The 26,855-nt window shown below is 61.4% G+C and carries 26 protein-coding genes; 23 read left to right on the top strand and 3 right to left on the bottom strand.

The window, feature by feature from the left end; genetic code table 11:
* Window positions 1–2 precede the first annotated feature (2 nt).
* The 13 genes from AC244_RS19340 (at window position 3) to AC244_RS19280 (ending at window position 10,211) form a co-directional block, all read left to right on the top strand.
* A complete protein-coding gene (locus AC244_RS19340) occupies window positions 3–1,232 on the top strand; it encodes a flagellar hook protein FlgE (RefSeq protein WP_053250450.1) in 1,230 nt (409 codons plus the stop codon).
* A 23-nt stretch (window positions 1,233–1,255) separates the two neighbouring features.
* The gene (gene flgK / locus AC244_RS19335; protein WP_053250449.1) at window positions 1,256–2,671 is read left to right on the top strand and encodes a flagellar hook-associated protein FlgK; all 1,416 of its coding nucleotides are present in this window, start codon (window positions 1,256–1,258) and stop codon (window positions 2,669–2,671) included.
* A gap of 2 nt (window positions 2,672–2,673) precedes the next feature.
* Entirely contained in the window at window positions 2,674–3,726 is a 1,053-nt protein-coding gene (locus tag AC244_RS19330; RefSeq protein ID WP_053250448.1) for a flagellar hook-associated family protein, read from the top strand.
* 35 nt (window positions 3,727–3,761) lie between these two features.
* Window positions 3,762–4,109 (top strand): flagellar biosynthesis regulator FlaF, encoded by a 348-nt coding sequence (gene flaF / locus AC244_RS19325; RefSeq protein WP_025425942.1) that lies wholly within the window; start codon window positions 3,762–3,764, stop codon window positions 4,107–4,109.
* Window positions 4,106–4,555: a flagellar biosynthesis repressor FlbT gene (flbT, locus tag AC244_RS19320; protein ID WP_034800746.1), complete on the top strand. Its 450-nt coding sequence runs from the start codon at window positions 4,106–4,108 to the stop codon at window positions 4,553–4,555. Before flaF ends, flbT begins: the two co-directional genes overlap by 4 nt.
* Window positions 4,546–4,956 carry a flagellar hook assembly protein FlgD gene (gene flgD / locus AC244_RS19315; protein WP_053250447.1) on the top strand — a complete coding sequence of 137 codons (411 nt, stop codon included), beginning with the start codon at window positions 4,546–4,548 and terminating at the stop codon, window positions 4,954–4,956. The genes flbT and flgD overlap by 10 nt, the downstream gene beginning before the upstream one ends.
* 7 nt (window positions 4,957–4,963) lie before the next feature.
* The gene (gene fliQ / locus AC244_RS19310; protein WP_025425945.1) at window positions 4,964–5,230 is read left to right on the top strand and encodes a flagellar biosynthesis protein FliQ; all 267 of its coding nucleotides are present in this window, start codon (window positions 4,964–4,966) and stop codon (window positions 5,228–5,230) included.
* A 112-nt stretch (window positions 5,231–5,342) separates the two neighbouring features.
* On the top strand, window positions 5,343–7,430 hold the full coding sequence (gene flhA / locus AC244_RS19305; protein WP_053250446.1) for a flagellar biosynthesis protein FlhA: 2,088 nt from the start codon (window positions 5,343–5,345) through the stop codon (window positions 7,428–7,430).
* Entirely contained in the window at window positions 7,427–8,179 is a 753-nt protein-coding gene (fliR, locus tag AC244_RS19300; RefSeq protein ID WP_053250445.1) for a flagellar biosynthetic protein FliR, read from the top strand. Before flhA ends, fliR begins: the two co-directional genes overlap by 4 nt.
* 4 nt (window positions 8,180–8,183) lie before the next feature.
* Complete coding sequence (locus tag AC244_RS19295; RefSeq protein ID WP_053250444.1) at window positions 8,184–8,597, top strand: hypothetical protein; 414 nt, start codon at window positions 8,184–8,186, stop codon at window positions 8,595–8,597.
* Between the two features lie 113 nt (window positions 8,598–8,710).
* A complete protein-coding gene (locus AC244_RS19290) occupies window positions 8,711–9,262 on the top strand; it encodes a rod-binding protein (RefSeq protein WP_053250443.1) in 552 nt (183 codons plus the stop codon).
* A 14-nt stretch (window positions 9,263–9,276) separates the two neighbouring features.
* A complete protein-coding gene (locus tag AC244_RS19285; protein WP_053250442.1) occupies window positions 9,277–9,645 on the top strand; it encodes a hypothetical protein in 369 nt (122 codons plus the stop codon).
* Window positions 9,645–10,211: a hypothetical protein gene (locus AC244_RS19280; protein WP_053250441.1), complete on the top strand. Its 567-nt coding sequence runs from the start codon at window positions 9,645–9,647 to the stop codon at window positions 10,209–10,211. The genes AC244_RS19285 and AC244_RS19280 overlap by 1 nt, the downstream gene beginning before the upstream one ends.
* A gap of 16 nt (window positions 10,212–10,227) precedes the next feature.
* Here the strand turns inward: AC244_RS19280 and AC244_RS19275 are convergent, their stop codons facing one another.
* Window positions 10,228–11,217: a glycosyltransferase family 2 protein gene (locus tag AC244_RS19275; RefSeq protein ID WP_053250440.1), complete on the bottom strand. Its 990-nt coding sequence runs from the start codon at window positions 11,215–11,217 to the stop codon at window positions 10,228–10,230.
* 159 nt (window positions 11,218–11,376) lie between these two features.
* On the opposite strand from AC244_RS19275, the gene AC244_RS19270 reads away from it, so the two are divergent.
* Genes AC244_RS19270 through AC244_RS19260 form a run of 3 tightly spaced genes read left to right on the top strand, consistent with a single transcriptional unit; the run spans window position 11,377 to window position 14,311 of the window.
* Window positions 11,377–12,609: a glycosyltransferase gene (locus tag AC244_RS19270; RefSeq protein WP_053250439.1), complete on the top strand. Its 1,233-nt coding sequence runs from the start codon at window positions 11,377–11,379 to the stop codon at window positions 12,607–12,609.
* A complete protein-coding gene (locus AC244_RS19265) occupies window positions 12,606–13,421 on the top strand; it encodes a WecB/TagA/CpsF family glycosyltransferase (RefSeq protein WP_234716982.1) in 816 nt (271 codons plus the stop codon). Before AC244_RS19270 ends, AC244_RS19265 begins: the two co-directional genes overlap by 4 nt.
* Window positions 13,415–14,311, top strand: coding sequence for a DUF6492 family protein (locus AC244_RS19260; RefSeq protein WP_234716981.1), 897 nt, complete (start codon window positions 13,415–13,417; stop codon window positions 14,309–14,311). Before AC244_RS19265 ends, AC244_RS19260 begins: the two co-directional genes overlap by 7 nt.
* A 13-nt stretch (window positions 14,312–14,324) precedes the next feature.
* Here AC244_RS19260 and AC244_RS19255 read toward each other — a convergent pair whose 3' ends face one another.
* Window positions 14,325–15,620, bottom strand: coding sequence for a lipopolysaccharide biosynthesis protein (locus AC244_RS19255; RefSeq protein ID WP_053250438.1), 1,296 nt, complete (start codon window positions 15,618–15,620; stop codon window positions 14,325–14,327).
* 141 nt (window positions 15,621–15,761) lie between these two features.
* Between AC244_RS19255 and AC244_RS19250 the strand changes: the two genes are divergently transcribed.
* Window positions 15,762–17,786, top strand: coding sequence for a GumC family protein (locus tag AC244_RS19250; RefSeq protein WP_053250437.1), 2,025 nt, complete (start codon window positions 15,762–15,764; stop codon window positions 17,784–17,786).
* A gap of 197 nt (window positions 17,787–17,983) precedes the next feature.
* Window positions 17,984–18,883: a bifunctional methylenetetrahydrofolate dehydrogenase/methenyltetrahydrofolate cyclohydrolase FolD gene (folD, locus tag AC244_RS19245; RefSeq protein WP_053250436.1), complete on the top strand. Its 900-nt coding sequence runs from the start codon at window positions 17,984–17,986 to the stop codon at window positions 18,881–18,883.
* 49 nt (window positions 18,884–18,932) lie between these two features.
* Here folD and AC244_RS19240 read toward each other — a convergent pair whose 3' ends face one another.
* Window positions 18,933–19,964, bottom strand: coding sequence for a substrate-binding domain-containing protein (locus tag AC244_RS19240; RefSeq protein WP_053250435.1), 1,032 nt, complete (start codon window positions 19,962–19,964; stop codon window positions 18,933–18,935).
* A gap of 290 nt (window positions 19,965–20,254) precedes the next feature.
* Here AC244_RS19240 and AC244_RS19235 point away from each other — a divergent pair, with 290 nt between their 5' ends.
* From AC244_RS19235 to AC244_RS19215, 5 genes are all read left to right on the top strand, one after another.
* Entirely contained in the window at window positions 20,255–21,613 is a 1,359-nt protein-coding gene (locus tag AC244_RS19235; protein WP_053250434.1) for an ABC transporter substrate-binding protein, read from the top strand.
* A 138-nt stretch (window positions 21,614–21,751) separates the two neighbouring features.
* Window positions 21,752–22,762, top strand: a complete 1,011-nt coding sequence (locus AC244_RS19230) for a carbohydrate ABC transporter permease (protein ID WP_053250433.1) — start codon at window positions 21,752–21,754, stop codon at window positions 22,760–22,762.
* Window position 22,763: 1 nt separating this feature from the next.
* Window positions 22,764–23,912 (top strand): carbohydrate ABC transporter permease, encoded by a 1,149-nt coding sequence (locus AC244_RS19225; protein WP_053250432.1) that lies wholly within the window; start codon window positions 22,764–22,766, stop codon window positions 23,910–23,912.
* A 29-nt stretch (window positions 23,913–23,941) separates the two neighbouring features.
* Window positions 23,942–25,594 (top strand): alpha-glucosidase family protein, encoded by a 1,653-nt coding sequence (locus tag AC244_RS19220; protein ID WP_053250507.1) that lies wholly within the window; start codon window positions 23,942–23,944, stop codon window positions 25,592–25,594.
* 61 nt (window positions 25,595–25,655) lie between these two features.
* Window positions 25,656–26,744 carry an ABC transporter ATP-binding protein gene (locus AC244_RS19215; protein WP_053250431.1) on the top strand — a complete coding sequence of 363 codons (1,089 nt, stop codon included), beginning with the start codon at window positions 25,656–25,658 and terminating at the stop codon, window positions 26,742–26,744.
* The last annotated feature ends 111 nt before the right edge of the window (window positions 26,745–26,855 follow it).

The raw sequence follows: 26,855 nt of genomic DNA, 5'->3' as shown, positions 1-26,855 counted from the left end.
ATATGAGTCTCTATGGCAGCATGAGAACGGGCGTCTCCGGGATGAACGCTCAGTCGAACCGTCTCGGCACTGTGGCTGAAAACATCGCGAATTCGAACACGACCGGCTACAAGCGGGCCTCGACAGAATTCTCATCGATGATCCTGCCTTCGGGCGGCGGCAACTACAATTCCGGCGGCGTCGAGACTCAGGTGCGCTACAGCATCTCGCAGCAGGGCGGCACGAGCTACACGACGTCGGCGAGCGACCTCGCGATCAACGGCGGCGGCTTCTTCATCGTGCAGGGCAACGGCGGCGAGAATTTCCTGACGCGTGCCGGCTCTTTCGTTCCCGACAAGGACGGCAACCTCGTCAACACCGCCGGCTTCAAGCTGATGGGTTACGAATACAAGGCCGGCGCCGACCCAACGGTCGTTGTCAACGGCTTCGACGGCCTGACCGAAGTCAAGCTCAAGGACGAAGGCCTGGTGGCTTCCGGTTCCACCAAGGGCGCGATGGAAGCGAACCTGCCTTCCGGCGCTGCCGTCGGTGACGAGAAGCCGACCTCGCTCGTCGTCTATGACAGCCAGGGCAACACTCGCATCCTCGACTTCGTTTACAAGAAAACGGCTGCCAACAACTGGTCGCTCGAAGTGCGCGACCGTGCCACCTATACTGTCGGCCCGCCGGTGACCGGTGTCATCGGTTCGCAGAGCCTGGTCTTCGACGGAGCCGGCAAGCTGACGACGACGCCGACGACATTGACGACGGCGGCGATCAACAACCTGCCCGGCACCGGCGCAAATCTCGGCGCGCTGACGATCGACTTTACCAAGACATCGCAGCTCGGCGGCGACTTCACCAGCAGCGGTGGCGGCATCGACGGCAGCAAGCCGAGCAAGATGTCGGGCTTCGAGATCGACAAGGAAGGGATCGTCTACGTCAAATACGGCGACGGCAACCTCATTCCGAAGTTCCGCATCGCGCTTGCGACCGTGCAGAGCCCGGACAAGCTCTTGCCGCAGTCGGGCAACGTCTATTCGCAGGGCACCGATTCCGGCGTCATCGTCACCGGTTTTGCCGGCTCCGGCGCTTTCGGCAACATCCAGTCCAAGGCGCTCGAAAACTCGAACGTCGATATCGCCAACGAGCTGACATCGATGATCGAGGCGCAGCGCAACTACACGGCAAACTCCAAGGTGTTCCAGACCGCTTCGGATCTGCTTGAAGTTCTGGTCAACCTGAAACGGTAATTGAAAGAGATACGGTCCGCGTCATGTCGCTGTCCTCCGCAATATCCATCGCACAACAGGCCTTCAGCAACACGGCGCAGCAAACCGCAACCGTGTCGAAGAACATCGCGAATGCGGGCAACGCGGACTACTCGCGTCGGCTTGCTCTGCTTGGGAGCACGGCCAACGGCGCACAGGTCGTATCCATCTACCGTGCCCAGAACGAGGCGCTGCTCAAACAGAGCATCGCCGGCATGGGCGAGGCTTCCGGTCAGGCAAGGCTCCGCGAGGGCCTTGAACTGATGAAGTCGGCGCTCGGTGGCAACAGCTACGAAACGGCGCCATCGAAGCTGCTCGCCGATTTCCGCAACAGCCTTCAGACCTTCGCCGCGACCCCCGGCAACAAGACGATCGCCGCCACCGCGGTCTCCGACGCCGGGGACCTGGCGGATTCGCTGAACAAGGCCTCCAAGTCCGTCCAGGACATGCGCGAGGATGCCGACAAGGAAATCGCGTTGGAGGTTGGCAAGCTGAATGGCTTGCTGGCGGAGTTCGAAAAGGCGAACAATGCCGTCAAGGCGGCAACGGCCCAGGGCACCGATCCGAACGACGCGCTCGATCAGCGCGACAAGATCTTGAAGCAGGTTTCCGAGATCGTCGGCATTTCGACGACCACGCGCGCCAACAACGACACCGTGATCTTCACCACGGATGGTACCGTTCTGTTCGAGACCATCCCGCGCTCGGTCACCTTTGCCCCGCAGACGGTTTATGATGCTTCGACCGTCGGCAACAAGATCTATGTCGACGGCGTGCCGATCGCAGCGGGGACCGGCGCCGACACCACGGCGAAGGGTAAGCTTGCGGCGCTCGTGCAGTTGCGCGACGACGTCGGGCCGAAATTCCAGTCGCAGCTCGACGAGATTGCCCGCGGCCTGGTGACCCTGTTCCAGGAAGGCGGCCAGCCCGGCCTGTTTACCTGGGGAAGTCCCGGTATTCCGCCCGTCGGCATCGTGCCTGGCATGGCGTCGAAGATCACGGTCAATGCGCTTGCCAAGGCAAACCCGCTGATGCTGCGCGACGGTGGTTTCGACGGCACGTCGAACAACCCGACAGGCAACGCAGGCTATACCGATCTGCTGGACGGCTTCATCAACAAGATGGGTGAGAACATGGCGTTCGACCCAGCGTCCGGCCTCGATAACAACAGCAGCATTCTGAATTTCGCCACCAGTTCGGTCGGCTGGCTCGAGCAGTTCCGCAAGACAGCATCGACGGCCGACGACAGCAAGTCGGCGCTGCTGTCGCGCACGGCCGAAGCTCTGAGCAAGCAGACCGGCGTCAGCATCGACGAAGAACTGTCGCTGCTGCTCGATCTCGAACAATCCTACAAAGCATCGGCCAAGCTGGTCAGCACCGTGGACGCCATGATGGCGGCCCTAATGGAAGCTGTGAGGTAATCATGAAGACATCCTTCGTTTCAAACCTGGCGATTCAGACCGCCATGCGCCTGACGATTCAGCAGACTCAAGCCGAGTTGCTGCGACGGACCCAGGAGAGCACGAGCGGCATTCACTACGACGTCGGCCTGACGCTTGGCGCGTCGACGTCGCGATCACTCAACCTGCAGCGCGAGCTGGACAGAATGGGCGCCCTGAAGGGCACCAACGCCGTGGTCACGCAAAGGCTTTCCGCGTCCCAGGGCGCGCTCGAGACGATGCAGAAGGCCGCCGAAAAGGTGCGCGACACGCTTGTGACCTACAAGGGCAACGACAGTGTCGACGCGATGAAGATCCTGAAGTCCGAAGTGAACGGCGCGCTTCAGATCTTCACATCGGCGGCGAATACCTCCTTCAACGGCGAGTTTCTGTTTTCCGGCATCAACACCGACGTCAAGCCGCTGGCCGACTACAACTCCGTGCCCCCGTCTGCGGCCAAGGTCGCATTCGATGCGGCGCTCAGCAGCTACATGTCGGCGAACGGCCTCGCCGACATGAGCCAGTTTACGCCGACCCAGATGCAGGACTTCATCACGACCGAACTCGAGCCGATGTTCATGGGCACGGATTGGGATACCAACTGGTCTGATGCGTCGAACCAGAACATGACAAGCCGCATCAGCGCCAGCGAGGTCATCGAAAGCTCGACCAACGCCAACACCAAGAGCTTCCGGATGTTCGCGCTTGCGAGCGTCATTTCGACGGAACTGATGGACAAGAACGTCAATTCGCAAGTTCGCAGCACGCTCAACAACGCCGCCTTCGGCTACATGGAGCAGGCTATTGCCGGATTGAACGGGGAACGCAGCTCGCTCGGTATCTCCGAGTCGCGCGTCAAGAAGGCGACGACTTCGCTGGAGGCGCAGGAGAAGCTCGTCAAGACCCACATCACCGACATCAATGGCATCGATCCGGAAGAAACGGCGACGCGTGTGAACATGTTGAAGACCCAGCTCGATACATCCTACGCGCTGACGTCGAGACTGCAGCAGATGAGCTTGCTCAACTACCTCTGAGAAGAGGCGACCGGACAAACATGAAGGATGTCTGAATGTACCAATTTTCCTATGCCGAGATCATGGAGGATGGCGTTGCCGACTCCAAGAATCGAGAGCGGCAGGTACTCGATCGCTCGATTGCGCTCCTTGAAGCCGCAAGACAGCAGAACGGGTATTCGCGAGAAGCCATAGAGGCGATCTATTTTACCCGGCGCGTCTGGATCCGCTTCATCGAGGATCTTCGCGCTCCGGAAAACCAGCTCAATGAAGAGCTGCGCGCCAATCTGATTTCGATCGCCATCTGGATACTCAACGAGACGGAAAAGATCCGCAAACGCGAATCCTCCAACTTCCAGGGCATAATTGACATTACCACCATCATCAGGGATGGACTGAAATGAAGAGCACACTGCGTATCTCGCTGAAGTCGGGCGAAAGAATTTTTGTAAACGGCGCGGTGCTTCGCGTTGACCGCAAGGTCGCCGTCGAATTCCTGAATGACGTGACCTTCCTTCTGGAAAACCACGTGCTTCAGCCGGAAGATGCGACGACGCCGCTGAAGCAGCTCTACTTCATCGCCCAGATGATCCTGATCAACCCGGAAGGCGCCGAGCAGTCGACCGCCATGTTCCGCAAGTCGATCGTCATGCTGCTCAACTGCTTCAAGAACGAAGAGATCCTCGCTGAGCTGAAGCGGGTCGATGGCCTGGTCACCAACGGCCGCGCTTTCGAGGCGCTGAAGGCGATCCGCGGGCTCTACGCCATCGAAGACCGCATCCTCAACACGCAGGAAATCACGCCGGCCACGGTCGAGCAGATTCGCAAGGAGATCGCACCATGGCGGTAAGCGGCGTCAGCAACAACGACTACACCCCGATCGTCTCGGGTACCGATTCGGGCAACGACGCCAGCAAGGCGTCGCTGAACTACGAGAGCTTCCTCAAGCTGCTCGTGGCCCAGATGAAGAATCAGGACCCGACGCAGCCGATGGACGCCACGCAGCAGATCGCGCAGCTCGCGACCTTCTCGCAGGTCGAGCAGACGATCAAGACCAACAAGAATCTCGAGAGCCTGCTGCAACGCACGTCGCTCAGCGAGGCGGATGCGGTGATCGGCAAGACTGTCACCAATGCCGACGGTACGGTCACTGGCGTTGTCAAGGAAGTCAAACTATACTCTGACGGAATCATTGCAGTGCTCGATAACGGCAAGGAGCTCGTTATCGGCCCAGGCGTCAAGGTAAAGTGATACCCGTATGAATGAGGCGGATGCCCTCGATATTGTACAGGCTGCGATCTGGACCGTGATCGTGGCCTCGGGGCCTGCCGTTCTTGCCGCGATGATCGTCGGCGTCGTCATCGCCTTCATTCAGGCGCTGACCCAGGTTCAGGAAATGACCCTGACCTTTGTCCCGAAGATCCTTGCCGTGATGATCACGGTCGCCGTTTCCGCGCCCTTCATCGGCGCTCAGATCTCGATCTTCACCGACATCGTTTTCTCTCGAATCCAGTCCGGATTCTGAGCGCGCTTTCGCGCTACCACCTTCGCGCAAGCTTGGGCCTCTATCTCCAGTCTTAAGATTGGGGCAGCGCGTGTGAATGCTGCCCGACCTCTCATGAAGAGACGGAAGAGACATGGCACTGCAAGCAGCGTTGATCATCCCGAAAGTAGCACCAAAGGGCCGGGATATCGGCTTTGCGCTCGGGATCGTCATGATCCTGGCAATTCTCTTCCTGCCGATCCCGCCGTTCCTGATCGATATGGGGCTGGCTTTCTCGATCGCCTTTTCGGTTCTGATCCTGATGGTGGCGCTGTGGATCCAGCGGCCTCTCGAATTCTCGTCCTTTCCGACGATCCTGCTGATTTCGACCATGGTTCGCCTGGCGTTGAACATTGCAACTACGCGCGTCATCCTCTCCCACGGTCACGAAGGCCACGGTGCAGCCGGCGGCGTCATCTCCGGCTTTGCCAGCCTCGTCATGTCCGGCGATTTCGTCATCGGTCTGATCGTCTTCCTGATTCTGATCACGGTGAACTTCATCGTCATCACCAAGGGCGCGACGCGCATCGCCGAAGTCGGTGCGCGTTTCACCCTCGATGCCATTCCCGGCAAGCAGATGGCGATCGACGCCGACCTTTCGGCCGGCCTGATCGACGAGAAGGAAGCGCAGCATCGCCGTCGCGAATTGGAGCAGGAAAGCTCGTTCTTCGGCGCAATGGACGGTGCGTCGAAATTCGTGCGCGGCGACGCGATCGCCGGCCTGATCATCACCGCGATCAACATCTTCGGCGGCATTATCATCGGCTATCTGCGCCACGACATGCCGATCGGCGAAGCCGCCGACGTTTTCGTGAAGCTTTCGGTCGGCGACGGTCTCGTCTCGCAGATCCCGGCGCTGATCGTTTCGCTTGCTGCCGGCCTGCTCGTGTCGCGTGGCGGAACGGCCGGCTCTACCGACCAGGCCGTTGTCGGGCAGCTCGGCGGCTATCCCCGCGCTTTGATGGTTGCTTCTGGACTGATTATCCTGCTTGCGCTGGTTCCGGGCCTGCCGTTTTTCCCGTTTGCCGTTCTCGGCGGCGGCATGGCATTCCTGAGCTGGCTCATTCCGCGGCAGATCGAAGCGGAGAATGCGGCGCGCCGGGTGCAGGAGGCTGCCACGGCGCAGCAGACCAAGGACGGCGAGGCGGATTCGGTCAAGTCGGTGCTGAAGACGGCGGAGATCGAATTGCTGCTGGGCAAGCAGGTGTCGACCCGACTGCTCGGCGCCCACCAGGAACTGGCCTTCCGTGTCGGCAAGATGCGCCGCAAGTTCGCCGGCCAATACGGCCTCGTCATTCCGGAAATCAAGGTTTCCGACGATATCAGCATCCCGGACAAGGCCTATCACGTGCGCATCCACGGCACGACGATCGCCTCCAACACGGTGCGCGTCGGCGAAGTTCTTGTTGTCACCGGCGGCGGCCGTCGTCCGAGCGTGCCGGGAGACGAGATCCGCGAACCCGCCTTCGGCATGCCGGCGGTTTCGATCCTCGAGACATTCACCGAAGACCTGAAACGCGAAGGCTTCCACCCGATCGACAACGTCTCCGTCGTGCTGACGCATCTTTCCGAGGTCATCCGCAACAACCTGCCGCATCTTCTCTCTTACAAGGACGTGAAGGTGCTGATCGATCGGCTGGATCCGGAATACCGCAAGCTGGCCGACGAAATCTGCACGTCGCACATGTCCTATTCCGGGTTGCAGGCGGTCTTGAAGCTGCTGCTGGCGGAGAGGGTATCGATCCGCAACCTGCACCTGATCCTCGAAGCGGTTGCCGAACTGGCGCCGCATGTCCGCAAGACCGAGCAGATCGTCGAGCACGTGCGCGTGCGCATGTCGCAGCAGCTGTGCGGCGACCTCGCCGACAACGGCATCCTGCGCGTCCTGCGCCTCGGCAACAAATGGGACATGGTGTTCCACCAGGCGCTGAAGCGCGACGCCAAGGGTGAGGTCGTCGAGTTCGACATCGATCCCCGGCATCTCGAAGAGTTCAGCGAGCAGGCAACCAAAGTTATCCGTGAACATCTCGATCGGGGCATGCCCTTCGTACTGGTAAGTTCGCCCGAATCCCGCTCTTATGTCCGCATGATCATCGAGCGTCTTTTTGCCACTTTGCCCGTGCTCTCGCATGTCGAGCTTGCCAAGGGACTCGAGATCAAGATCATCGGCTCGATTTCATGATAACCGACCCCGAGGGCACGGTGCTCGCGCTGTTTGCGGCATTCTGCCGGATCGGGGCGTGCATCATGATCATGCCGGGGTTCTCGACCGCACGCATTCCCATGCAGATCCGGCTGTTTACCGCGGTCGCCATCTCCATGGCGATCCTGCCGGTCATGTGGACCGATATCTATCCTGAGGTGACCGGCAAAGGGCACACCTATATCTACCTGATCGCCGCCGAAACCGCCGTCGGCGCGGTCATCGGCCTGGTTGCCCGCTACTACGTGCTTGGCCTTCAATTCGCCGGCACGACGATAACGATGCTGATGGGCTTCAGCCCGCCGCCGTCGTCTGATGTGCTCGAAGACACGGCGGAGAACCAGCTCACCAGCATGATCAGTTTTGCCGGGCTGATGATCCTGTTCATGCTCGACTTCCATCACGTGATGTTCGAAGCGATCGTCCAGTCCTATCGGGTCATGCCGGTCGGCAGCGCCTTCGATCCGCAGGGCGTGCTCATCACCCTGACGGATTCGCTCGAGCAGACCTTCATGATCATGCTCAGGCTTGCGAGCCCCTTCCTGATCTACGGGCTTTTGTTCAACGTCGCGATCGGCATGGTCAACAAGCTGGCGCCGCAGATCCCGATCTACTTCATCTCGCAGCCCTATCTGATCATGGGCGGCATGTTCTTGCTCTATCTCGGTATCGCCGCGATGCTGCGCCTGTTCGGCGACGGTTTTGCACCGGTCATGCAAGGGGGATAGCCAGGTGAAGACGCGGTCGGAAAAACTCAAGCGCCTGGTCGCCGTTCAGCGCCATCTCGAACAGATGGCCGAGGCCGACTTCGTCGAGATGGTGCGACAGCGCGAGGTGCTGGCCGAGACGATCGACGTGGTCGTCGACGCCATGGGCTCGGCGCATCCGATGCATCGCATGTTTTCCGGCCACTATTCCTCGCAGGTCGGGCGCCTCGTGCAGAAGGACCAGATGCTGTTCGGCATCCAGCAGACGCACGAAGCGCGCATGCTGAAGGAGCGGGCCAAGGCCGACCGGCTCGAGGAAAACATGAAGGACGCCCGGCAATGGGAAGACCGGGAAGAGGCCGACAATTCCATCTATGACCTGATCGATCAACACGTTGCCGGCCACGCGCCAGCTTCCGGTAAGGTTGAAGGGCGATAGTGCGGCATCCGGAACGCTCCCCCATGGGGTGGGACGTTCGGTCGAGATGTTGAACGCGCCATTGCGCCGGCCCGATTGGGGTCGCTGCAATGCCGTTGTCGAGAGGATTTGTCATGGCTATCTCTCCGCCCAGCGATCTGGTGATGGACGTCGTTCGCGCGGCCGATCCGGCCGAGGTGCAGGAAGCGCAGGCCCGGCTGAAAGCCAACCGGGCCGCCTTCCAGGCGACGAGCCTTGCGGAAAACGGCAACGGTTTCGCAGCCGCCGTCAACGTTCTCAATTCTTCGGAGGGATCGAGCGGCCTCGGCGACATCAACAATCGGGTCGAACAGAAAAAGGTCCCCGAGACCTATCGCAAGTTCGAAGCGATGATCTTGCAGAATTTCGTGAAGTCCATGCTGCCGAACGACAGCGAGAACGTTTTCGGCAAGGGCACATCCGGCGACATCTGGAAAAGCATGATGGCCGAGCAGATCGGCGATGTCATTTCCAAGAGCGGCGGCATCGGCATCGCCGACCAGCTGGCCGCGGGCGATGCGCGCGAGCGCGTCAATGCCTCGCTCGATGGCAACAGCCGAAACCTGGCCGCAAGCCTCGTGCAGGAATACGAGCGCAAAACGCTCACCGGCTATACGACTGACGACGATAAAAACAAACAAGCTTAATTGGGAGTTCATTTATGGAAGCTGTGGCATCCAACGACGTCCGGATCCAGAACGTGCTCGGCCGGCTGGAAATGATCATCGACAATGAGAACAGCCGCATTGGTGTCGATCCGGAGTTCGATATCAAGACGTCGAACGCGCACAAGAGCCGTTGCCTCTACGAACTGACGATGCTGCACCGCGATACGCTGCCGGGCGAGTTTTCGCCGGCCTTCGCGTCGCAGACCCGTCACCTGCGCGACAAGCTCGAGGTCAATTCGCAGAAGGTCGAAGCCCATCTCGACGCCGTGCGATCCGTCGTCGATCTGCTGAAGGCCGCCGCCCAGGACGCCGATGCCGATGGCATCTATTCCGAAGCGCAGTTCCGCTATAGCGATTTCTAATGCTGAAGCTCATTCTCACCGGTGTCTGGGTCTGCGCCGTCACGCTCGGATCCGTCTATTATTCCATGCAGAGCGCCTCGGCGCCCGTCGTCTCGGATGCAGAAGCAACGCGGCGTGCATCGGAGCAATATGTTCCGGGAGAAATGATCACGGTCCCCGTCATCAAGGACGGGGCCGTACAGGGCTATTTCCTGACCAAGCTTTCCTTCTCCGCAACGAAGGAAGGCATCAACAATCTGCGGGCGCCGCTTCGCCAGATGGTCACCGACGAGCTTTACGACATGCTGGTCGGCTCGCGGTTCATCAACGTCAGCGACACCGGCACGTTCGACCTTTCGACCTTCAAGTCCACGGTCAAGGACGGGCTCAACAAGAAACTTGGCGGCGAAGTGATCACGGAAGTCCTCGTCGAACAGCTCGAATATCTCACCAAGGACGACGTCAAGCGCGTGGCCAATGGCCAGAACGTGCCGCGGCAGAAGCCGGTCGCCATCGTCGACAAGAACGGCAACGTCGCCAACGACAAGCTGCCGGAAGGCGGCGTCAGCGCGAGCAGCGCCCACTGATCGCCGATCGGTAGTCTCAGTTCTTTTCCGGGTTGCGATATTGTTCGTTCACGAAGCCGAACTCCGCCATCAGCCGGCCCACTGCTACATAGAAATGGTAGAGCCCCGCGGCTGCAAGACCGGTCCTTCTCCATAGTTTGACGCCGCGCGGGATGGCGGTGCCAAGCAACGCAAGCGACTTGCAGAAGGTTCTCAACCGCCCAGCGGCGCTTGGATCCCGACGGTGCTCGAGCATCGTCGAAATCGCCCCGTTTCTGAGGCTGCGCGCGCGGATCCATGATGCACTGGTGCGCCGCGCCGGCACAGTTTCTGCCACCCACGCCTCCTTGGCCCAGGCGAACGAGAAACCCTTCTCCTTGCATCGGCTGTAGAAGTCGGCGTCACCGCCGCCGATGAAGTTGAAGGCCGGGTCCAGAAACGGCCGCGGCATGGCGTCGAGAACCCGGCGCGTCACCAACACGTTGCCCGAGGAATAGAGGATCGGTACCGGCCCGGTCGTCTCATAGTGAGGCGTAAACACCGGGTGCCGCTTCCACTTCTGCCCGGTCATATCCTCGAAAACCGGCAGCTGCGGTCCGCCGACCATGTCTGCCTCGGTTGCTTCCTGTGTGGTAATGAGGCAATCGAGCCATTCGGGCGCGGCGATCTCGTCGTCGTCAATGATGGCAATGGCACGCAGGTTGGGATAGTTTTCAAGGGCAGCCGCCCAGCCGGCATTGTAGGCGTAGCAGTTTCCGCGCCGGTGGGCGATGATGACGAGGGAGTCGGACGGGCGTCCGAGAAAGAAATCCTTCGCGGCCGCGGCACCTGCCAGACCCTCATCGTCGTTCTCGACGACGATGGTCGCAAAGGCAACGTCAGGCCGTTGGGAAGCAATGGTTTTCAGCGTTTTGATGACATGTTCCGGCCGGCGAAAGGTCGGTAGCACCACGACGAGTTCGATGTTACCGGCATCTTCCAACTCGGTCCGGAAATAGACGGAAATATCCTGGCCGATAGACGTCATGGTGAAACCTGTGCAAGCGGATTGCTGGCAAGCACTAAAGCAAATCTTCCTAAACAGATACTGAACCGTGAAAATGACTTTTGAAAGAGTGCTTTAAGTGGTCCTTCACCCCACGCTGCTAAAGAAAAGGGCAATGCTCCATCCATGACGTGTGGCAAAATGCATCTGGTCCTGGTTTCCTCGCTCGTACCCGTAGACAATCCCGCCTCCGGTTTCGATATCGCCAATCGTGCAGTGCTTGACGGTCTGCTCGCGCTTGGCCATCGGGTCAGTGTCGTCGGCTTTCTGCAGCCCCGACACAGGCCGGCACCCGGCTGCGAGATGCACCTGCTTGGCGAGCTGGAAGTCACCAATGCCAAAGTCGGTCGCCTGCAAAAGCTGAGCTGGCTCGCGGCCGCCTTTCTCAATCGCACGTCGGTGTCGTCAGCCAAGATGCTCGGCGTGTCGGCAGGTCGGGTCCAGTTGATCCTCGACGGTCTCGCACCTTTCGACGGCGTCGTGCTCAACTCCGTGCAGCTGCCCGCGGCCTTCGCGCAGATCTTCCGTCCCTATCCCTCGATCTACGTTGCCCACAACGTCGAAGCCGATTCCGCTCTGGAGAATGCCGAGCGCGCCAAGGGCGCGATCGAACGGTTCCTCTTTCGGCGCGAGGCATCGTATCTCGAGCGTTACGAGCAGCAACTGGCGCAAAACGCCGTCGCGCTGTGGACCTTCGCCGAGGCGGATCGTCTCGGTTTCGGACGTTCCGTTTCCGATCGTGCATTCGTTCTGCCGCTGGTCACCGGTTGGGACGCGCCGGTTTTCCCGCAAACGGAGCGTCAGCACGACCTCGGCCTGATCGGCACCTGGAGCTGGCGGCCGAACCGGCTCGGGCTGGACTGGTTCCTGGATCAGGTCGTGCCCCATCTTCCCAAGGATATGTCGATCTCGATCGCCGGACAATTGGATGGAACGCCGGTGGTTTCACATCCCGGGATTCGCTTCGTCGGTCGCGTCCCGGACGCCCGCGCGTTCGTTGCAGCCAGCGCCGTCGTGCCGCTCGTCAGCCGCGGCGGGACGGGCGTGCAGCTGAAAAGCATCGAGACATTCGAACTCGGCATGCCGTCGGTTGCCACACAGGCTTCGCTGCGAGGCATCGAAACGATCCCGGAAAATTGCGCGCCAACCGATGATCCCCGGGAGTTTGGCCGGCTGCTGGTTGAGAAAGTCGGCCGCGCGCGGGCCGGCCTTTCGCAGCGCCTGGACGGAGCGGTGTTCCACCAGGCTCAGAAGGCCAGGATGATGCAGGTCATGCGCGACGTGTTGCCCGCGCTTGCCGCAAATGGCGCAAGCGCTGAGGAACGGTTGCAGGTGCGACCACGATTGAAGATCCACGGCGGAGGGCGGTCGTGACCAGATCTGCCGTCGCTTTGAACAGCGCCGTATCGCAGCGCATGATCTTGGGCATGCCGGTCGTCGATCTCGGCTGGGCGAATGCCTTTGCTTTTGCCAGCGAAGCCGTTTCGCGCGCAAGCGGCCAGGTGAGCCTCGCCTTCCTCAATGCGAACAACGCCAACCTGATGATGAAGGACGCCGAATACCGGGAGGTGCTGCACCGCCAGGTCGTGTTTCCCGATGGCCACGGCGTCGATATCGCCTCCTACCTGTTCCATGGGCGCATGTTTCCAGCCAACCTGAACGGGACCGATTTCGTTCCGGCCTTGCTGACCTACATAGAGCGGCCGATGCGGGTCGCGATGATCGGCGCGCGGCCAGACGTGTTGGCGCGGGCGGCCGAGAACTTTCGCAAGCATGCGCCTTGGCATGAGTTCCTGCCCGTTTCGGACGGCTTCTTCGATCGCCGCCGGTCGCGCGAGGTTCTCGCCGACGTGCGGGCTCAGAAGGCTGACATTCTCCTCGTGGCAATGGGCAGCCCGATGCAGGAGAAATGGGTCGATGCCTATGTCGGCCCGCAGGATGCACGGCTGGTGATTACCGTCGGCGCGCTGTTCGATTTCGTCGCCCAGGAATTCCCGCGTGCGCCGAAGCTTCTGCGCAGGCTGAGGCTCGAATGGTTCTACCGGCTGGCAATGGAGCCGAAACGCATGTGGCGCCGCTATGTCCTCGGCAACCCCTTGTTCCTGCTGCATGTCTTTCTCCACAAGCTGACGGGCCGCGCTCGAAAAAGCGTCGGCAGTGCAAGCCTCGGAGCGCGGAAATGCTGACCGGGCCTTCCATGCGAACCGCAATTGTAACGGCATCCTACGCCAATGATTTCGAGCGCTGTCGGCTGATGTGCGAAAGCATGGACCGCCGCTTGCAGGGCGATTGGGTGCATTACCTGCTCGTCGCCGATTTCGATGTGGCGCTGTTCCGGCAGCTCGAGGGCGCGCGGCGGCAGGCCATCAGCGAGCGCGATCTCTTGCCCTGGTGGTTGCGCCCCATCACCGACCCCTTGTCGGGCGGGCGGCGCAAGGTCTGGCTCAGCCCCTTTGGCCTGCCGCTTCGCGGCTGGCACGTTCAGCAGCTTCGGCGTCTGGCGCTTGCCCGCCACATCGATGAGGCGGCGATGTTCGCGGTCGATTCCGATGTCGTATTCCTCCGCGATTTCGACCCCGCCACGCTCTGGCAGGGCGACCGGCTGACGCTCTATCGCAAGGATGCGGCGATTGACGCAAATATGCGTTCCAATCATCTCGCGTGGCTTGCGCATTCCGATCGGCTTCTCGGCATCGGCCCCTACACGCTGCCCGCCAACGACTACATCAATACCTTGATCGCCTGGCGCAGTGACACATGCCGCAAGCTTGTCGACCATGTCGAAGCGCTGCACGGCCGCAACTGGGTGCGTGCCATCACCAAGACCCGCGCCTTCTCCGAATGCACGATCTATGGCCGCTTCGTCGATGAGGTGCTGGGCGGGCAGGGGCACAAGCCGTCACCCGATGCCCTCTGCCACGTGCTCTGGTTCGACGACAGCTATCGGCAGGGCATTGCCGGCCTCAGGGACTTCCTTGGGGATATGGCGCCGCACCAGATCGGTATCGGCGTGCAGTCGTTCGTCGGCCATGATCTGGACGATATCCGCAAGGCGGTCGTTGAGCTCGCGGCTTGATACCGACCGCGCGTCAGATGACCCGGTTGGCCGGTTTGCTTAGCGCGGTATAGGTCAGGCCGACGGATAGCAGGTACAAAACCAGGAAGATCAGGTTGAGCGATGGCGCCCATTCTGCGACATCCGTGGTCGTCGTCAGCAGCAGTGCAAGCAGCCCCACTTTCACCACGCCCGCGACCAGCAGATTGGCCATGCGCCGCACGGTGCGTCCGGTCGCATAAAGCAGTTCCGAATGATACTCGATCAGATTGCGGAACGATGGCACCAGCAGGATCATCGCCATGATCGGTGCGGCGGCCGAGACATTGCGGCCGAGGCCATTCGGGAAAACGTAGAGATAGACCGCCATTGCAGAGATGGCGACGAACGATGCAGCGGCAATCGCAAGCTCGATCGACAAGCGAACCGGCCAGCGGGCGACCGCATCGGGCGTGCGCATGATCCGCTGGACGAGCAGCGTGTTGAACGAGCGCACCGGCAGGGCTGTCAGGTCGGCAAGCCGCATCAGGATCGCATAGATGCCGGAAACGGCGGGCCCGCCGATCGCCAACACCGCGATCTTGTCGAACTCCGACTGGATGTAGAAGAGGATTTCGGCGCCCGCGACCGAGACCGAATCCGCCCAGCGGCGAAAATAGAGCCGTGGCTGCCAGCGAAAACGCACCCTCGGGTAGAACAGCCCAAGTGCCACGACGAGGCTGATGGCGTTGGCGACGAGATAGAACTGCGACCAGGCGCCAAGCGTCTTGACCTGCAGCAGAGCAAACAGCAGCGCCGCTGCCGTGCGGATCGCCGTGGCGATGACGACGAGCAATGCGCCGCGACCGAACCGTCCGAGGCCGTTGAGAACGATGACCGCCGTTTCGAGCCCACGCCAGCAGATGATTTCAGCGGCCATGAAGGCTGCAAAGGTGCCCGCCGACATGTCGCGTGAAAAAAGTGCGATGAACGTGCCGGCGCAGATCAGTGCGATCAGCGGCAGGGAAAGCAGCGCTCCGACGAGAAACCCGGCGCTGTAGGTGCCGACGAGCAGCGGCTTGACCGTCGCCACGCGATAGAGCGGCGACATGAAGCCGAAGGCAAGCGCCCGTGAGATCATGATGCCGGCGGCTGACGCCGTGGCAAAGAGGCCGAAATCGGAAATGGAGAGCGTGTTGGCGACAGCGATGAAATAGGCAAGCGACAACACCAGCCGCCCCGCCGAGCCCCCGGTCATCGAGAGATAGGCGTGAACAAGCGCCCTGTGGCGAAGATAAAGCGCTTTGATGCGGTGGAACACGGTTGAACTTCCAGTCGTCTCTTCCGTCATAGGCGGGAATGTTTAATAAGGCGTGAGATCGGCCGCTCCCATGGCTGTTTCTTTCGCCAAAATTAACGATTTGTTTTCCCTGTTTCCTTAGGTTGAATTCACTATTCGGAATTTGCCGTCTCGGCAGCCGCGGGATAAGTCATGTTCAACGTCGACGACGAAAAACGCCCGGTTCCGCGTGCATCGTTGCTCGATATCGCAGCAGGGAGCCCGCGGGTTTCCGCGCGCACGCAAAAGCCCGCCGCCAAAGGCCGCGGATCCTCCGGCTCGTCGTTGCTCGACCGCTTCGCCGAGGCAGATCAAGCGGCTGCTGAGCCGGGTCATGCCGCGCCGCGGCATGCAGTCCGTCCGGTATCCCAACCCAAGACACCATCGGCATTGAGCGGTGCGGCTGCCAGGCCGCAGCCGAAGCGCGACCTTGGCGGCGCAGACGGAAAAATTGCCCGGTGGCTGGCTGGCCGGGACGCAGACGACGCGTCCGGTCGTTCGCGTGGCGACGCGCCGCCGCCGGGCGATAGGCCGCTCGTAGACATCAAGGCCGTGCTTCGCTCCGTCTGGCAGGTTCGTTTCGTCATTGCCGCCACGACGATACTCGGCGGCGCCGCCGGCGTCGCGATCGCCCTGTCGACACCCAGCATATACCTCTCGGAGAGCAGGCTCTATATCGACCCGCGCGAGGTTCGGCTGACGGATTCCGATCTCTCCAAGCAGTCGCTTGCGACGGAAGGCATTCTTGCGCTTGTCGACAGTCAACTCGAGGTTCTGCGCTCCCGCACCGTGATGGAAAAGGTCGCGCGCGATCTCGATCTGCAGAGCGATGCCGAATTCTCTGGGACCGGGGCGGCGGAAGGCGAAGTCTCTCCACGCACGCTGCAGAAACTGAGCGACGCCATCCGCGTCTGGCGCGACCCCAAGACATTCATCGTCATCGTCGAAGCGCAGAGCAGAAGTCCCGAGAGATCCGCGCTGATCGTCAACCGCTTGGTCGAAACCTTTCTGGGCGAGGAGACGGCGGCACAGTCCGGCTTTTTCCAGAAGACCACGGCGGCGCTCGACCAGCGCCTCGCAGAATTGAAGGCCGAACTCGATACCGCGGAAAAGGCCATCGAAGAATACAAGGCGCGCAACGATATCGTCGGCGCCGGCGGCGAGCTCATCGCCGACAAACAACTGCTCAGCCTCAGCGACCAGGTCGCTGCAGCGCGCAACCGGATTGCCGAGGCAAAGGCGAAGGCCGACGTCTCCGGCAAGGTCCGGCTCGATGACGTGCTGACCGGCGCCTTTCCCGAGGAAATCGGCTCGATGGCGCTCGCCGAGTTGCGTAAGCAGCATGCCGCGACCAGGGCGCAGCTGAGCTCGCTGGATGCAAGCCTTGGTCCCCGTCACCCGCAGCGCATCGCCGCCGTACAATCGCTCGAATCCTCTCGCGCCGAGATCGCCAACGAATTGCGGCGCATCGCGGCCACCGCCCAGACCGAACTCGACCGCGCCGAGAGTGCGGAGCGAGACCTGGTGCGGCAGTTTGCGGCGCAGAAGGCGCGCCAGATCAATTCGTCCGGTGAAATGGTCGAACTGCGCGAGCTGGAAAGAAACGCCGCCGCAACCCGTGAAATCTACGAATCCTTCCTGAAGCGCGCCAGCGAAACGCGTGAGGAAGAAAAGCTGACGGCGAAGAACATCCGTGTCGTTTCGCGGGCAGAGCCTGCGCTGCAGCCCAAGGGGCCATCGCGCAAGATCATCGTCATTGGCGCCACGTTGGCGGGCTTCTTTGCCGGTTTCGGTCTCGGCATCCTGCTCGGGATCTACCGCAGCCTGAATGGGCTGTTTGTCAGCCCGAGGGGCGCGCCGCCCGAAACTGTCGACCCGGATCCGCCGGAGCCGGGCACCGATCCGGATCCGATGCCCGGCACGCGCAGCGAGCAGGAACAGAAGGTGCGCGAAGCAGACCTTCCGCCACCATTCTCCCCGGCCGCCCATCATGCGCAGTCGCTGGCAGCCGCCTATCTCGCCTCGCGCGAGCTGGCAAAGCAGGCCCCTCCGGCAAGACTTTCGTCCCGGAGCATCGAACCGGAGGACGATCTCGGCATCGCCAGGGTGCAGGACGATCTTCGTGCGCTCAGGTCTCGGGTCGAGAGCTACTCCCGGCAGAAAGTCGCGCGCCGCTGAACCTCAGGAATTACGGGAGCGATCGAGGCAGCCTTTCAGCGATGAGAGGAAATGTCGCGGCCCGCTCTGCAAACGTGTGTCTGGCCATGCCGACCTCTTGCATTTATGCGTTTGGGACAGCATAGGGCGCTTTGAGGCAATCGCCTTTCCCGAGGCGAATTAGAGTGTGCCGCGAACAGGAAGCCAGGAGGAATGCCGTGACGACTGTGATTGATGGCAAGCAGGTCGCCGCTTCGGTCATCGAGGCCGTGAAATCCGCGACGCAAACGCTCGAAGCGGATGCAGGCGTTCGCCCCGGTCTGGCGGTCGTGATCGTCGGCAACGATCCGGCAAGCCATGCCTATGTCTCCTCGAAGAGCAAGATGGCCAAGGAATGCGGCTTCCAGTCGATCCAGCACACCCTGCCTGAGGAAACGACCCAGGAAGATCTTGCGGCACTGGTTGCGACCCTCAACGCCGATCCAGCCATTCACGGCATTCTTGTGCAGCTCCCGCTGCCGAAGCATCTGAACTCCGAGCCGATCATCCAGTCGATCCTGCCGGAAAAGGACGTGGACGGCCTGCATGTCGTCAACGCGGGAAAGCTGGCGACCGGCGATCTCGAAGGCGGTCTGGTCTCCTGCACGCCCGCCGGTGCGATGGTGTTCGTGCGCCAGACCCATGGCGAGGACCTTTCGGGCCTGAGCGCTGTTGTCATCGGCCGCTCGAACCTTTTCGGCAAACCGATGGCGGCTTTGCTTGTTGCCGCCAACGCGACGGTGACGACGGCGCATTCGCGCACCAGGGATCTGCCGGCTGTCTGCCGCAATGCCGATATTCTCGTGGCGGCGGTCGGACGTGCGGAGATGGTCAAGGCGGATTGGGTCAAGTCCGGCGCGACCGTCATCGATGTCGGCATCAACCGTGTGCCGGCGCCGGAAAAGGGCGAAGGCAAATTCAAGCTCGTCGGCGACGTCGCCTTTGGCGAAGTGGAGAAGGTCGCCGGCGTCATCACGCCGGTACCGGGTGGCGTCGGGCCGATGACTATTGCGATGCTGATGGCAAATACCGTGATTGCCGCCTATCGCAAGGCTGGCCGCAAGCCGCCGCGCTTCTGATCGGTAAAAGCTCGCCCAACACACGACGCGCCGCTTCCGTGGCGCGTTTTCATTTTTGCGGGGCGGGACCGGTTGAGGCGCGAACGATCAATTCGGCGCGCCAGAGTTCCTGGTCGGGATAATCGCCGCTCTTGAGGATGCCGGCGATCAGCCGGGTTGCGATGCGCCCGCCGGCAGCCCTCAGTGATGACCGTGTCGTCGTCAATGGCACGCTGAAATTCTCCGGTTTCAGCATCGGCAACACATCGTCATGCGCAATCAGCGAGATGTCGCGACCGATTGCCAGTCCCGCCTGGTTGATGGCCCTGACGGCGCCGAGCGCAAGTACCGTGCTCGAACACAGAACGGCGGTCGGTGCGTCCGGCTGCTGCAGGAAACGCTGCATGCTGCGATAGCCGTGCTCGTCGGTCATCAGCGAGTGATGGACGAGCGCCTCGTCGAGGTTGAGGCCATGCTCGGCCAGCGCCCGGGCCATGCCTTTCATCCGGCGGATGGAAAAGGTCAGATAGTCCGGCCCATTGATCAGCGCGATCCGCTGGTGGCCGAGCTGGATCAGCAGCCGTGTCGCGTCGTAGAAGGCGCCGGTGTTGTCGATGTCGAGGAACGGATAGTCCCGCGTCTCGCCGATCGAGCGTCCATGCACGACAAAGGGGATGGAGAGCGATTTCAGCATCGCGATGCGCGGATCGTTGGCGCGCATATAGGCAAGGAACAGCGCATCGACATTGCCGCTCGCGGCCAGGCGCTGGAAGGTCGCCTCTTCGTCCTCCGGCGCACTCGGATTGAGCACGAAATGGAAATCATGCTTGACGGCTTCCTCGCCAAGGCCGGCAAGGAATTCGCCGAAATGCACGTCGGAATCGATGCCGGCCGCGATCGGCATGACCATGCCGATCGAGTAGGCCTTGCCGGTGGCGAGCCGCTGGGCCGCCCGATTCGGCCGATAGCCCGTCTCACGCACGGCCTGCAATACCCGTTGGCGGGTTTCCGCATTGACTTCCGGATAGCCGTTCAACGCCCGGCTGACTGTCGTTTGCGACAGGCCGAGCAGTTCCGCGAGCTGCTTGAGATTGACCGCCATGGTCAACTTTCCTCCCAAAGCGCTTTGGATATCCGTTTGATTTTTGTGGTTTCATCCAGCGCCTTGGATTTCTGTAACACTCGTTTTTCATCATACAAAGCGGAATTAGCCGGCTTTGCGCTGCAAAAAGTTGCCGCAGAGCAAAATGCTGTCGCATCGAGGCCGATGAATCGAAAGCTCTTGACACCTGGAGTGTCGCAATGGTTTGTTAGCAAACTCAAAGCGCTTTGAATTTTGCGCGTTGATGATCTGCCCGGCGGGATCCGGGTTCATCTTGGGAGGAGAACAACGTGAAGAGATCATTTCTGTTGAGCGTGGCTGCGCTGGCGCTGTTTGCGGGCGCTGCCGGCGCTGCGGATTTGAAGTTCAAGCCTGGCGAAGATTCCAAATTCAACTGGGCGAGCTTCGAGGAATTCAAGAAGGGGCACGACCTCAAGGGTCAGACGCTGACGATCTTCGGCCCCTGGCGCGGCGAGGACGAGGCGCTCTTCAAGAGCGTCTATGCCTATTTCGTCGAGGCGACCGGGGTCGAGATCAAATATTCGTCCTCTGAAAACTACGAGCAGCAGATCGTCATCGACACCCAGGCCGGCAGCCCGTCCGATATTTCCATCCTGCCGCAGCCGGGTCTGATCGGCGATCTGGCGTCCAAGGGCTATCTGACGCCGCTCGGTGACGAAACACAGAAGTGGCTGCTCGACAATTATGCGGCCGGCCAGTCGTGGGTCGATCTTTCGACCTATAAGGGCAAGGACGGCAATGCCGCCCTTTACGCATTCCCCTACAAGATCGACGTGAAGTCGCTGGTCTGGTATTCGCCGGAAAACTTTGAAGACGCCGGCTACGAAGTGCCGAAGACCATGGAAGAGCTGAAGGCGCTCACCGAGAAGATCGCCGCCGACGGTCAGAAGCCCTGGTGCATCGGCCTCGGCTCGGGTGGCGCGACCGGTTGGCCGGCCACCGACTGGGTGGAAGACATGATGCTGCGCACGCAGCCGGCCGATGTCTACGACAAGTGGGTCAAGAACGAGATCCCGTTCAGCGATCCGGCGGTCGTCGGCGCGATCGACGAATTCGGTTGGTTCGCCAAGAACGACAAGTTCGTCGATGGCGGCGCGGCAGCGGTTGCGTCTTCCGACTTCCGCGACAGCCCGAAGGGCCTCTTCGCATCGCCGCCGAAGTGCTACCTGCATCACCAGGCTTCGTTCATTCCGTCCTTCTTCCCGGAAGGCACGGTGATCGGCGAGGATGCCGACTTCTTCTACATGCCGCCTTACGAGAGCAAGAAGGATCTCGGCAATCCTGTTCTCGGCGCCGGCACGCTGGCGATGATCACCAAGGACACGCCGGCGGCGCGCGCCTTCATCGAGTTCCTGAAGACGCCGATCGCACATGAAGTCTGGATGGCACAGACGAGCTTCCTGACGCCCTACAAGAGCGTCAACGTCGATGCCTACGGCAACCCGCCGCTGAAGAAGCAGGGCGAGATCCTGCTGAACGCGACGACCTTCCGTTTCGACGGCTCCGACCTGATGCCCGGCAAGATCGGCGCGGGCGCCTTCTGGACCGGTATGGTCGATTTCGTCGGCGGCAAGTCCGCCTCCGACGTTGCCGACAGCGTTCAGAAGGCCTGGGACGCAATCAAGTAAAAATGGACGGCGGGCGGCGATTGCGCCGCCCGTCCTTCCTTTGGGTCCGTTGAACGCTCGGCGCTGCGAGGCCCCAACGAGAACGGCGACAATCGCCACGCCCTGCACGCAAAGTGCTTTTCAGGGGAGGGACATGTCATGCAACAGCTCGTCTTTGCGGTAGGAACGATGCTGGCCGGGGTGCTCGGCTGCGCCGCCTACTTCTGGGGAACCAGCTTCATTCTCGATCTGATCTTCCCGTCGAAGGGGCGATCCGGTGTCGAAGCGTCGCGCAACCTGCGCATCACCAATGCCATCCGGCCATGGTTGTTTCTCGCCCCGGCGCTGTTTGCGTTGACGATCTACCTCATTTACCCCGTGGCCATGTCGGTCTGGTTCAGCCTGCATGACCGCGCCGGACAAAACTTCGTCGGCGCCAGCAACTACGTCTGGATGCTGAACGACGGTGAGTTTCGCCAGTCGATCTTCAACAACTTCCTCTGGCTCTTGGTGGTGCCGGCACTCGCGACCTTCTTCGGGCTGGTCATCGCCGCTTTGACCGACCGTATCTGGTGGGGCAACATCGCCAAGACGCTGATCTTCATGCCGATGGCGATCTCTTTCGTCGGCGCTGCCGTCATCTGGAAATTCATCTACGACTATCGCGCTGAGGGCACCGAGCAGATCGGCCTCCTGAACGCGATCGTCGTCGCCTTCGGTGGCGACCCGCAGGCCTGGATCACGCTGCCCTTCTGGAACAACTTCTTCCTGATGGCCATTCTGGTCTGGATCCAGACCGGCTTTGCCATGGTCATCCTGTCGGCCGCGCTCCGCGGCATTCCGGAGGAGACGGTCGAGGCCGCCGTGATCGATGGCGCCAACGGCTGGCAGATCTTCTTCAAGATCATGGTGCCGCAGATCTGGGGCACGATCGCCGTCGTCTGGACGACGATCACCATCCTGGTCCTCAAGGTGTTCGATATCGTGCTCGCGATGACCAACGGCCAGTGGCAGAGCCAGGTGCTCGCCAACCTGATGTTCGACTGGATGTTCCGCGGCGGTGGCGACTTCGGTCGCGGCGCGGCGATCGCCGTCGTCATCATGGTCCTCGTCATCCCGATCATGGTCTGGAACATCCGCAATGCGGCCAAAGAAATGAAGGGGCACTGAGATGAACCCGGCGACGCGCTCCCCTCTCACCTGGGCCGTACACCTGTCGGTCCTTCTCCTGGTCGCGCTCTGGACGCTGCCGACCGCGGGCCTGCTGATCTCGTCGCTGCGCGACAAGGATCAGCTCGCAGTCTCCGGCTGGTGGACGGCATTGTCGACCTCGACCCAGAATATTGTCGCCCGCGCACCTGGGGCCGATACCCAAATCGAACGGGACGGCAAGTTCGTGATCTCCGGCGACGTGCTCGAAGGCACCGCCGCCGGCGAGGTTTCCGCCTTCGGCTTTTCGAGCCGCGAGCCGACGGCGTTCAAGGCCGGCGAAACCGCCGAACTGAACGACGGCGAGAAACTGACCGTGCAGGCGGATGGCAGCTTCGAGATCGTCTCGGACACGAAAATGGAAGGCTCGCGCGGCCAGCGCATCTTCTTCACCGCCGCCGTTCCGCCGCGCTTCACCTTCGACAATTACGTCGAGGTTCTGAGTGCCGAAGGCATCGGCGCTTCCTTCATCAATTCGCTGACGGTCGCCATCCCCTCGACGGTCATACCGATCCTGATTGCGGCCTTCGCCGCCTATGCGCTCGCCTGGATGCCGTTTCCGGGACGCGCGATCCTGATTGCGGTCGTCGTTGGCCTGCTTGTCGTGCCGCTGCAGATGTCGCTGATCCCGCTCTTGAAGCTCTATAATGGTGTCGGCGCCTTCTTCGGCGTGCCGGCCAAGACCTATGTCGGCATCTGGCTCGCCCATACCGGCTTCGGTCTGCCGTTGGCGATCTATCTCCTTCGCAACTATATGGCCGGCCTGCCGCGCGAGATCATGGAATCCGCGCGCGTCGATGGCGCCAGCGACTTCGACATCTTCGTCAAGATCATCCTGCCGCTGTCATTCCCGGCACTGGCGTCCTTCGCGATCTTCCAGTTCCTGTGGACCTGGAACGACCTGCTGGTCGCCATCGTCTTCCTCGGCGCTGGCCAAGATGAGCTGGTCCTGACCGGCCGGCTGGTCAATCTTCTGGGTTCGCGCGGTGGCAACTGGGAAATCCTCACCGCCTCCGCCTTCATCACCATCGTCGTCCCCCTGATCGTGTTCTTCAGCCTGCAGCGCTACCTCGTGCGCGGCCTGCTGGCGGGATCGGTCAAGGGCGGCTGACCTCACACGGACTTCTGAACGGAATGAGCATGACTGAAATGAGCGAATCCATCTTGCAGGTCGACAAGGACTGGTGGCGCGGCGCGGTGATCTACCAGATCTATCCGCGCTCCTATCAGGACTCCAACGGCGACGGCATCGGCGATCTCAGGGGCATCACCGCCCGGTTGCCGCATGTCGCCTCGCTCGGCGCCGATGCGATCTGGATCTCGCCGTTCTTCACCTCGCCGATGAAGGATTTCGGCTACGACGTCTCGAACTACACCGACGTCGACGGGATCTTCGGCAATCTCGCCGATTTCGATGCGCTGATCGCCGAGGCGCATCGGCTCGGCATCCGGGTGATGATCGACCTCGTGCTGTCGCACACTTCGGACCAGCATCCCTGGTTTGTCGAAAGCCGCGCCAGCCGGACGAACGCCAAGGCGGATTGGTATGTCTGGGCGGACTCCAAGCCCGATGGAACGCCGCCGAACAACTGGCTGTCGATCTTCGGCGGCTCGGCCTGGGCGTGGGATCCGACGCGCCTGCAATACTACCTGCACAACTTCCTGACCTCGCAGCCGGACCTCAATCTGCACAATCCGGATGTGCAGGAGGCGCTGTTGGGCGTCGAGCGCTTCTGGCTGGAGCGCGGCGTCGACGGCTTCCGCCTCGACACCATCAACTTCTATTTCCACGACAAGCAGCTGCGCGACAATCCCGCGCTGGCGCCGGAGCGCCGCAATGCCTCCACCGCGCCGGCCGTCAACCCGTACAACTATCAGGAACATCTCTACGACAAGAACCAGCCGGAGAACCTGGCGTTCCTGAAGCGGTTCCGTGCCGTCATGGACGAGTTTCCGGCAATCGCGGCCGTCGGTGAGGTCGGCGACAGCCAGCGTGGTCTCGAGATCGCCGGCGAGTACACCTCCGGCGGCGACAAGATGCACATGTGCTACGCCTTCGAGTTCCTGGCGCCCGACGCTCTGACACCGGCGCGTGTCGCCGAGGTCCTGCGTGACTTTCACAAGGCGGCGCCCGAGGGATGGGCCTGCTGGGCCTTCTCCAATCATGACGTCGTTCGCCATGTCAGTCGCTGGGGCGATGGCGTTGCCGATCACGATGCGCACGCCAAGCTGCTGGCAAGCCTTTTGATGTCGCTGCGCGGCTCGGTCTGCATCTATCAGGGCGAGGAACTGGCGCTGACCGAAGCCGAGCTCGCCTACGAGGATCTGAAGGATCCCTACGGCATTCAGTTCTGGCCCGACTTCAAGGGGCGCGACGGCTGCCGCACGCCGATGGTCTGGGATAGCGATGCGGTCCATGGCGGCTTCGGTGCCGCCAAGCCCTGGCTGCCGGTGCCGGCCGAGCACCTGAAACGGGCGGTCTCCGCCCAGAAGGGCGATGAGGGTTCCGTCATGGAGCACTATCGCCGCTTCCTGCAGTTCCGCAAGGCGCATCCGGCCTTTGCCAAGGGCGAGATCGAATTCCGCAGCACGGATGCTCCGGTCCTGGCTTTCGTTCGCAGTCACGGCAACGAGAAGCTCTTCTGCCTTTTTAACATGAGCAGTGCGACTGCTACGGCTGATTTGCCGAAGGAGCCGGTGGAAGCGCTTGACGGTCATGGCTTTACGGCCGAGATCAAGGACAACAAGGTCAATCTTCCGGCCTGGAGCGCATTTTTCGCGCGCCTGGTTTGACGCGTGCGGTAGCGCGGGTGAAGAAGAACGACAGGCAAAAAGAGACGAAGGGGAGGCTGCGATGACAGGTCTGACGCTTAAAGATATCCGCAAGTCCTACGGTGCGGTCGATGTCATTCACGGCATCAATCTCGACATCAAGCAGGGCGAGTTCGTCGTGTTTGTCGGTCCGTCCGGCTGCGGCAAGTCGACGTTGCTGCGCATGATCGCGGGTCTGGAGGAGATCACCGGCGGTGACATGTTCATCGACGGCGAACGCGTCAATGATGTGCCGCCTTCCAAGCGCGGCATTGCCATGGTGTTCCAGTCTTATGCGCTCTATCCGCATATGACTGTCTACGACAACATGGCCTTCGGCATGCGCATCGCCAAGGAGACGAAGGAGGAGATCGACCGGCGCGTGCGCGCGGCAGCCGATATCCTGCAGCTCACCAAATACCTCGATCGTCTGCCGAAGGCGCTTTCGGGCGGTCAGCGCCAGCGCGTCGCGATCGGTCGGGCGATCTGCCGCGACCCCAAGGTCTTCCTGTTCGACGAGCCGCTGTCGAATCTCGACGCCGCCCTGCGCGTCGCCACCCGCATCGAGATCGCCAAGCTCAACGAGCAGATGGCCGACACGACGATGATCTATGTCACCCATGACCAGGTCGAGGCGATGACGCTTGCCGATCGTATCGTCGTGCTGTCGGCCGGTCATATCGAGCAGGTCGGTCCGCCGCTTGAGCTTTACGAGCGCCCGGCGAACCTGTTCGTCGCCCGCTTCATCGGTTCGCCGGCGATGAACGTCATTCCTGCGACGATTACGGACACGGGACCGCAGACGACGGTAAAGCTTGCCGGCGGCAAGTCGGTGACGCTCGATATCGCCACCAACGCTTCCGAGAACGGCAAGACGGCGAGCTTCGGCGTGCGTCCCGAAGATCTGCAGACGGCGTCCGGCGAGGACTTCCTGTTTGAAGGTACGGTCGCGATTGTCGAGGCGCTCGGCGAAGTGACGCTGCTCTACATCGAGGGGCTGGTGGAGAAGGAGCCGATCATCGCCAAGATCCCGGGCATTCTGCCTGTTCATCGCGGCGAAAAAGTCCGGTTCACCGCCGACAAGACCAAGCTGCATCTCTTCGACGTTGACGGCAAGAGCTATCGCGCCTGACAAACACCACCGCTGTTTCCTCATCAACCCGTCCGATTTTCGGACGGGTTTTTCTATGCCAAGGCTCTCAATCTACCCTCTGTTAAATTTCTTCCTTTAGCCTGACGGGCA

It is taken from the genome of Ensifer adhaerens, from assembly GCF_001270265.1.
Taxonomy (GTDB): Bacteria; Pseudomonadota; Alphaproteobacteria; order Rhizobiales; family Rhizobiaceae; genus Ensifer; species Ensifer adhaerens_B.
Note: the sequence above shows the minus strand (reverse complement) of the source record. Positions and strands in the feature narration are given on the sequence as shown.

What these genes read in the sequence shown, in the direction of transcription:
- AC244_RS19340 (WP_053250450.1), top strand. Translation starts at nt 3, where the DNA reads ATGAGTCTCTATGGCAGCATGAGAACGGGCGTCTCCGGGATGAACGCT.
- flgK (WP_053250449.1), top strand. Translation starts at nt 1,256, where the DNA reads ATGTCGCTGTCCTCCGCAATATCCATCGCACAACAGGCCTTCAGCAAC.
- AC244_RS19330 (WP_053250448.1), top strand. Translation starts at nt 2,674, where the DNA reads ATGAAGACATCCTTCGTTTCAAACCTGGCGATTCAGACCGCCATGCGC.
- flaF (WP_025425942.1), top strand. Translation starts at nt 3,762, where the DNA reads ATGTACCAATTTTCCTATGCCGAGATCATGGAGGATGGCGTTGCCGAC.
- flbT (WP_034800746.1), top strand. Translation starts at nt 4,106, where the DNA reads ATGAAGAGCACACTGCGTATCTCGCTGAAGTCGGGCGAAAGAATTTTT.
- flgD (WP_053250447.1), top strand. Translation starts at nt 4,546, where the DNA reads ATGGCGGTAAGCGGCGTCAGCAACAACGACTACACCCCGATCGTCTCG.
- fliQ (WP_025425945.1), top strand. Translation starts at nt 4,964, where the DNA reads ATGAATGAGGCGGATGCCCTCGATATTGTACAGGCTGCGATCTGGACC.
- flhA (WP_053250446.1), top strand. Translation starts at nt 5,343, where the DNA reads ATGGCACTGCAAGCAGCGTTGATCATCCCGAAAGTAGCACCAAAGGGC.
- fliR (WP_053250445.1), top strand. Translation starts at nt 7,427, where the DNA reads ATGATAACCGACCCCGAGGGCACGGTGCTCGCGCTGTTTGCGGCATTC.
- AC244_RS19290 (WP_053250443.1), top strand. Translation starts at nt 8,711, where the DNA reads ATGGCTATCTCTCCGCCCAGCGATCTGGTGATGGACGTCGTTCGCGCG.
- AC244_RS19285 (WP_053250442.1), top strand. Translation starts at nt 9,277, where the DNA reads ATGGAAGCTGTGGCATCCAACGACGTCCGGATCCAGAACGTGCTCGGC.
- AC244_RS19280 (WP_053250441.1), top strand. Translation starts at nt 9,645, where the DNA reads ATGCTGAAGCTCATTCTCACCGGTGTCTGGGTCTGCGCCGTCACGCTC.
- AC244_RS19275 (WP_053250440.1), bottom strand. Translation starts at nt 11,217, where the DNA reads ATGACGTCTATCGGCCAGGATATTTCCGTCTATTTCCGGACCGAGTTG.
- AC244_RS19270 (WP_053250439.1), top strand. Translation starts at nt 11,377, where the DNA reads ATGCATCTGGTCCTGGTTTCCTCGCTCGTACCCGTAGACAATCCCGCC.
- AC244_RS19260 (WP_234716981.1), top strand. Translation starts at nt 13,415, where the DNA reads ATGCTGACCGGGCCTTCCATGCGAACCGCAATTGTAACGGCATCCTAC.
- AC244_RS19255 (WP_053250438.1), bottom strand. Translation starts at nt 15,620, where the DNA reads ATGACGGAAGAGACGACTGGAAGTTCAACCGTGTTCCACCGCATCAAA.
- AC244_RS19250 (WP_053250437.1), top strand. Translation starts at nt 15,762, where the DNA reads ATGTTCAACGTCGACGACGAAAAACGCCCGGTTCCGCGTGCATCGTTG.
- AC244_RS19240 (WP_053250435.1), bottom strand. Translation starts at nt 19,964, where the DNA reads ATGGCGGTCAATCTCAAGCAGCTCGCGGAACTGCTCGGCCTGTCGCAA.
- AC244_RS19230 (WP_053250433.1), top strand. Translation starts at nt 21,752, where the DNA reads ATGCAACAGCTCGTCTTTGCGGTAGGAACGATGCTGGCCGGGGTGCTC.
- AC244_RS19225 (WP_053250432.1), top strand. Translation starts at nt 22,764, where the DNA reads ATGAACCCGGCGACGCGCTCCCCTCTCACCTGGGCCGTACACCTGTCG.
- AC244_RS19220 (WP_053250507.1), top strand. Translation starts at nt 23,942, where the DNA reads ATGACTGAAATGAGCGAATCCATCTTGCAGGTCGACAAGGACTGGTGG.
- AC244_RS19215 (WP_053250431.1), top strand. Translation starts at nt 25,656, where the DNA reads ATGACAGGTCTGACGCTTAAAGATATCCGCAAGTCCTACGGTGCGGTC.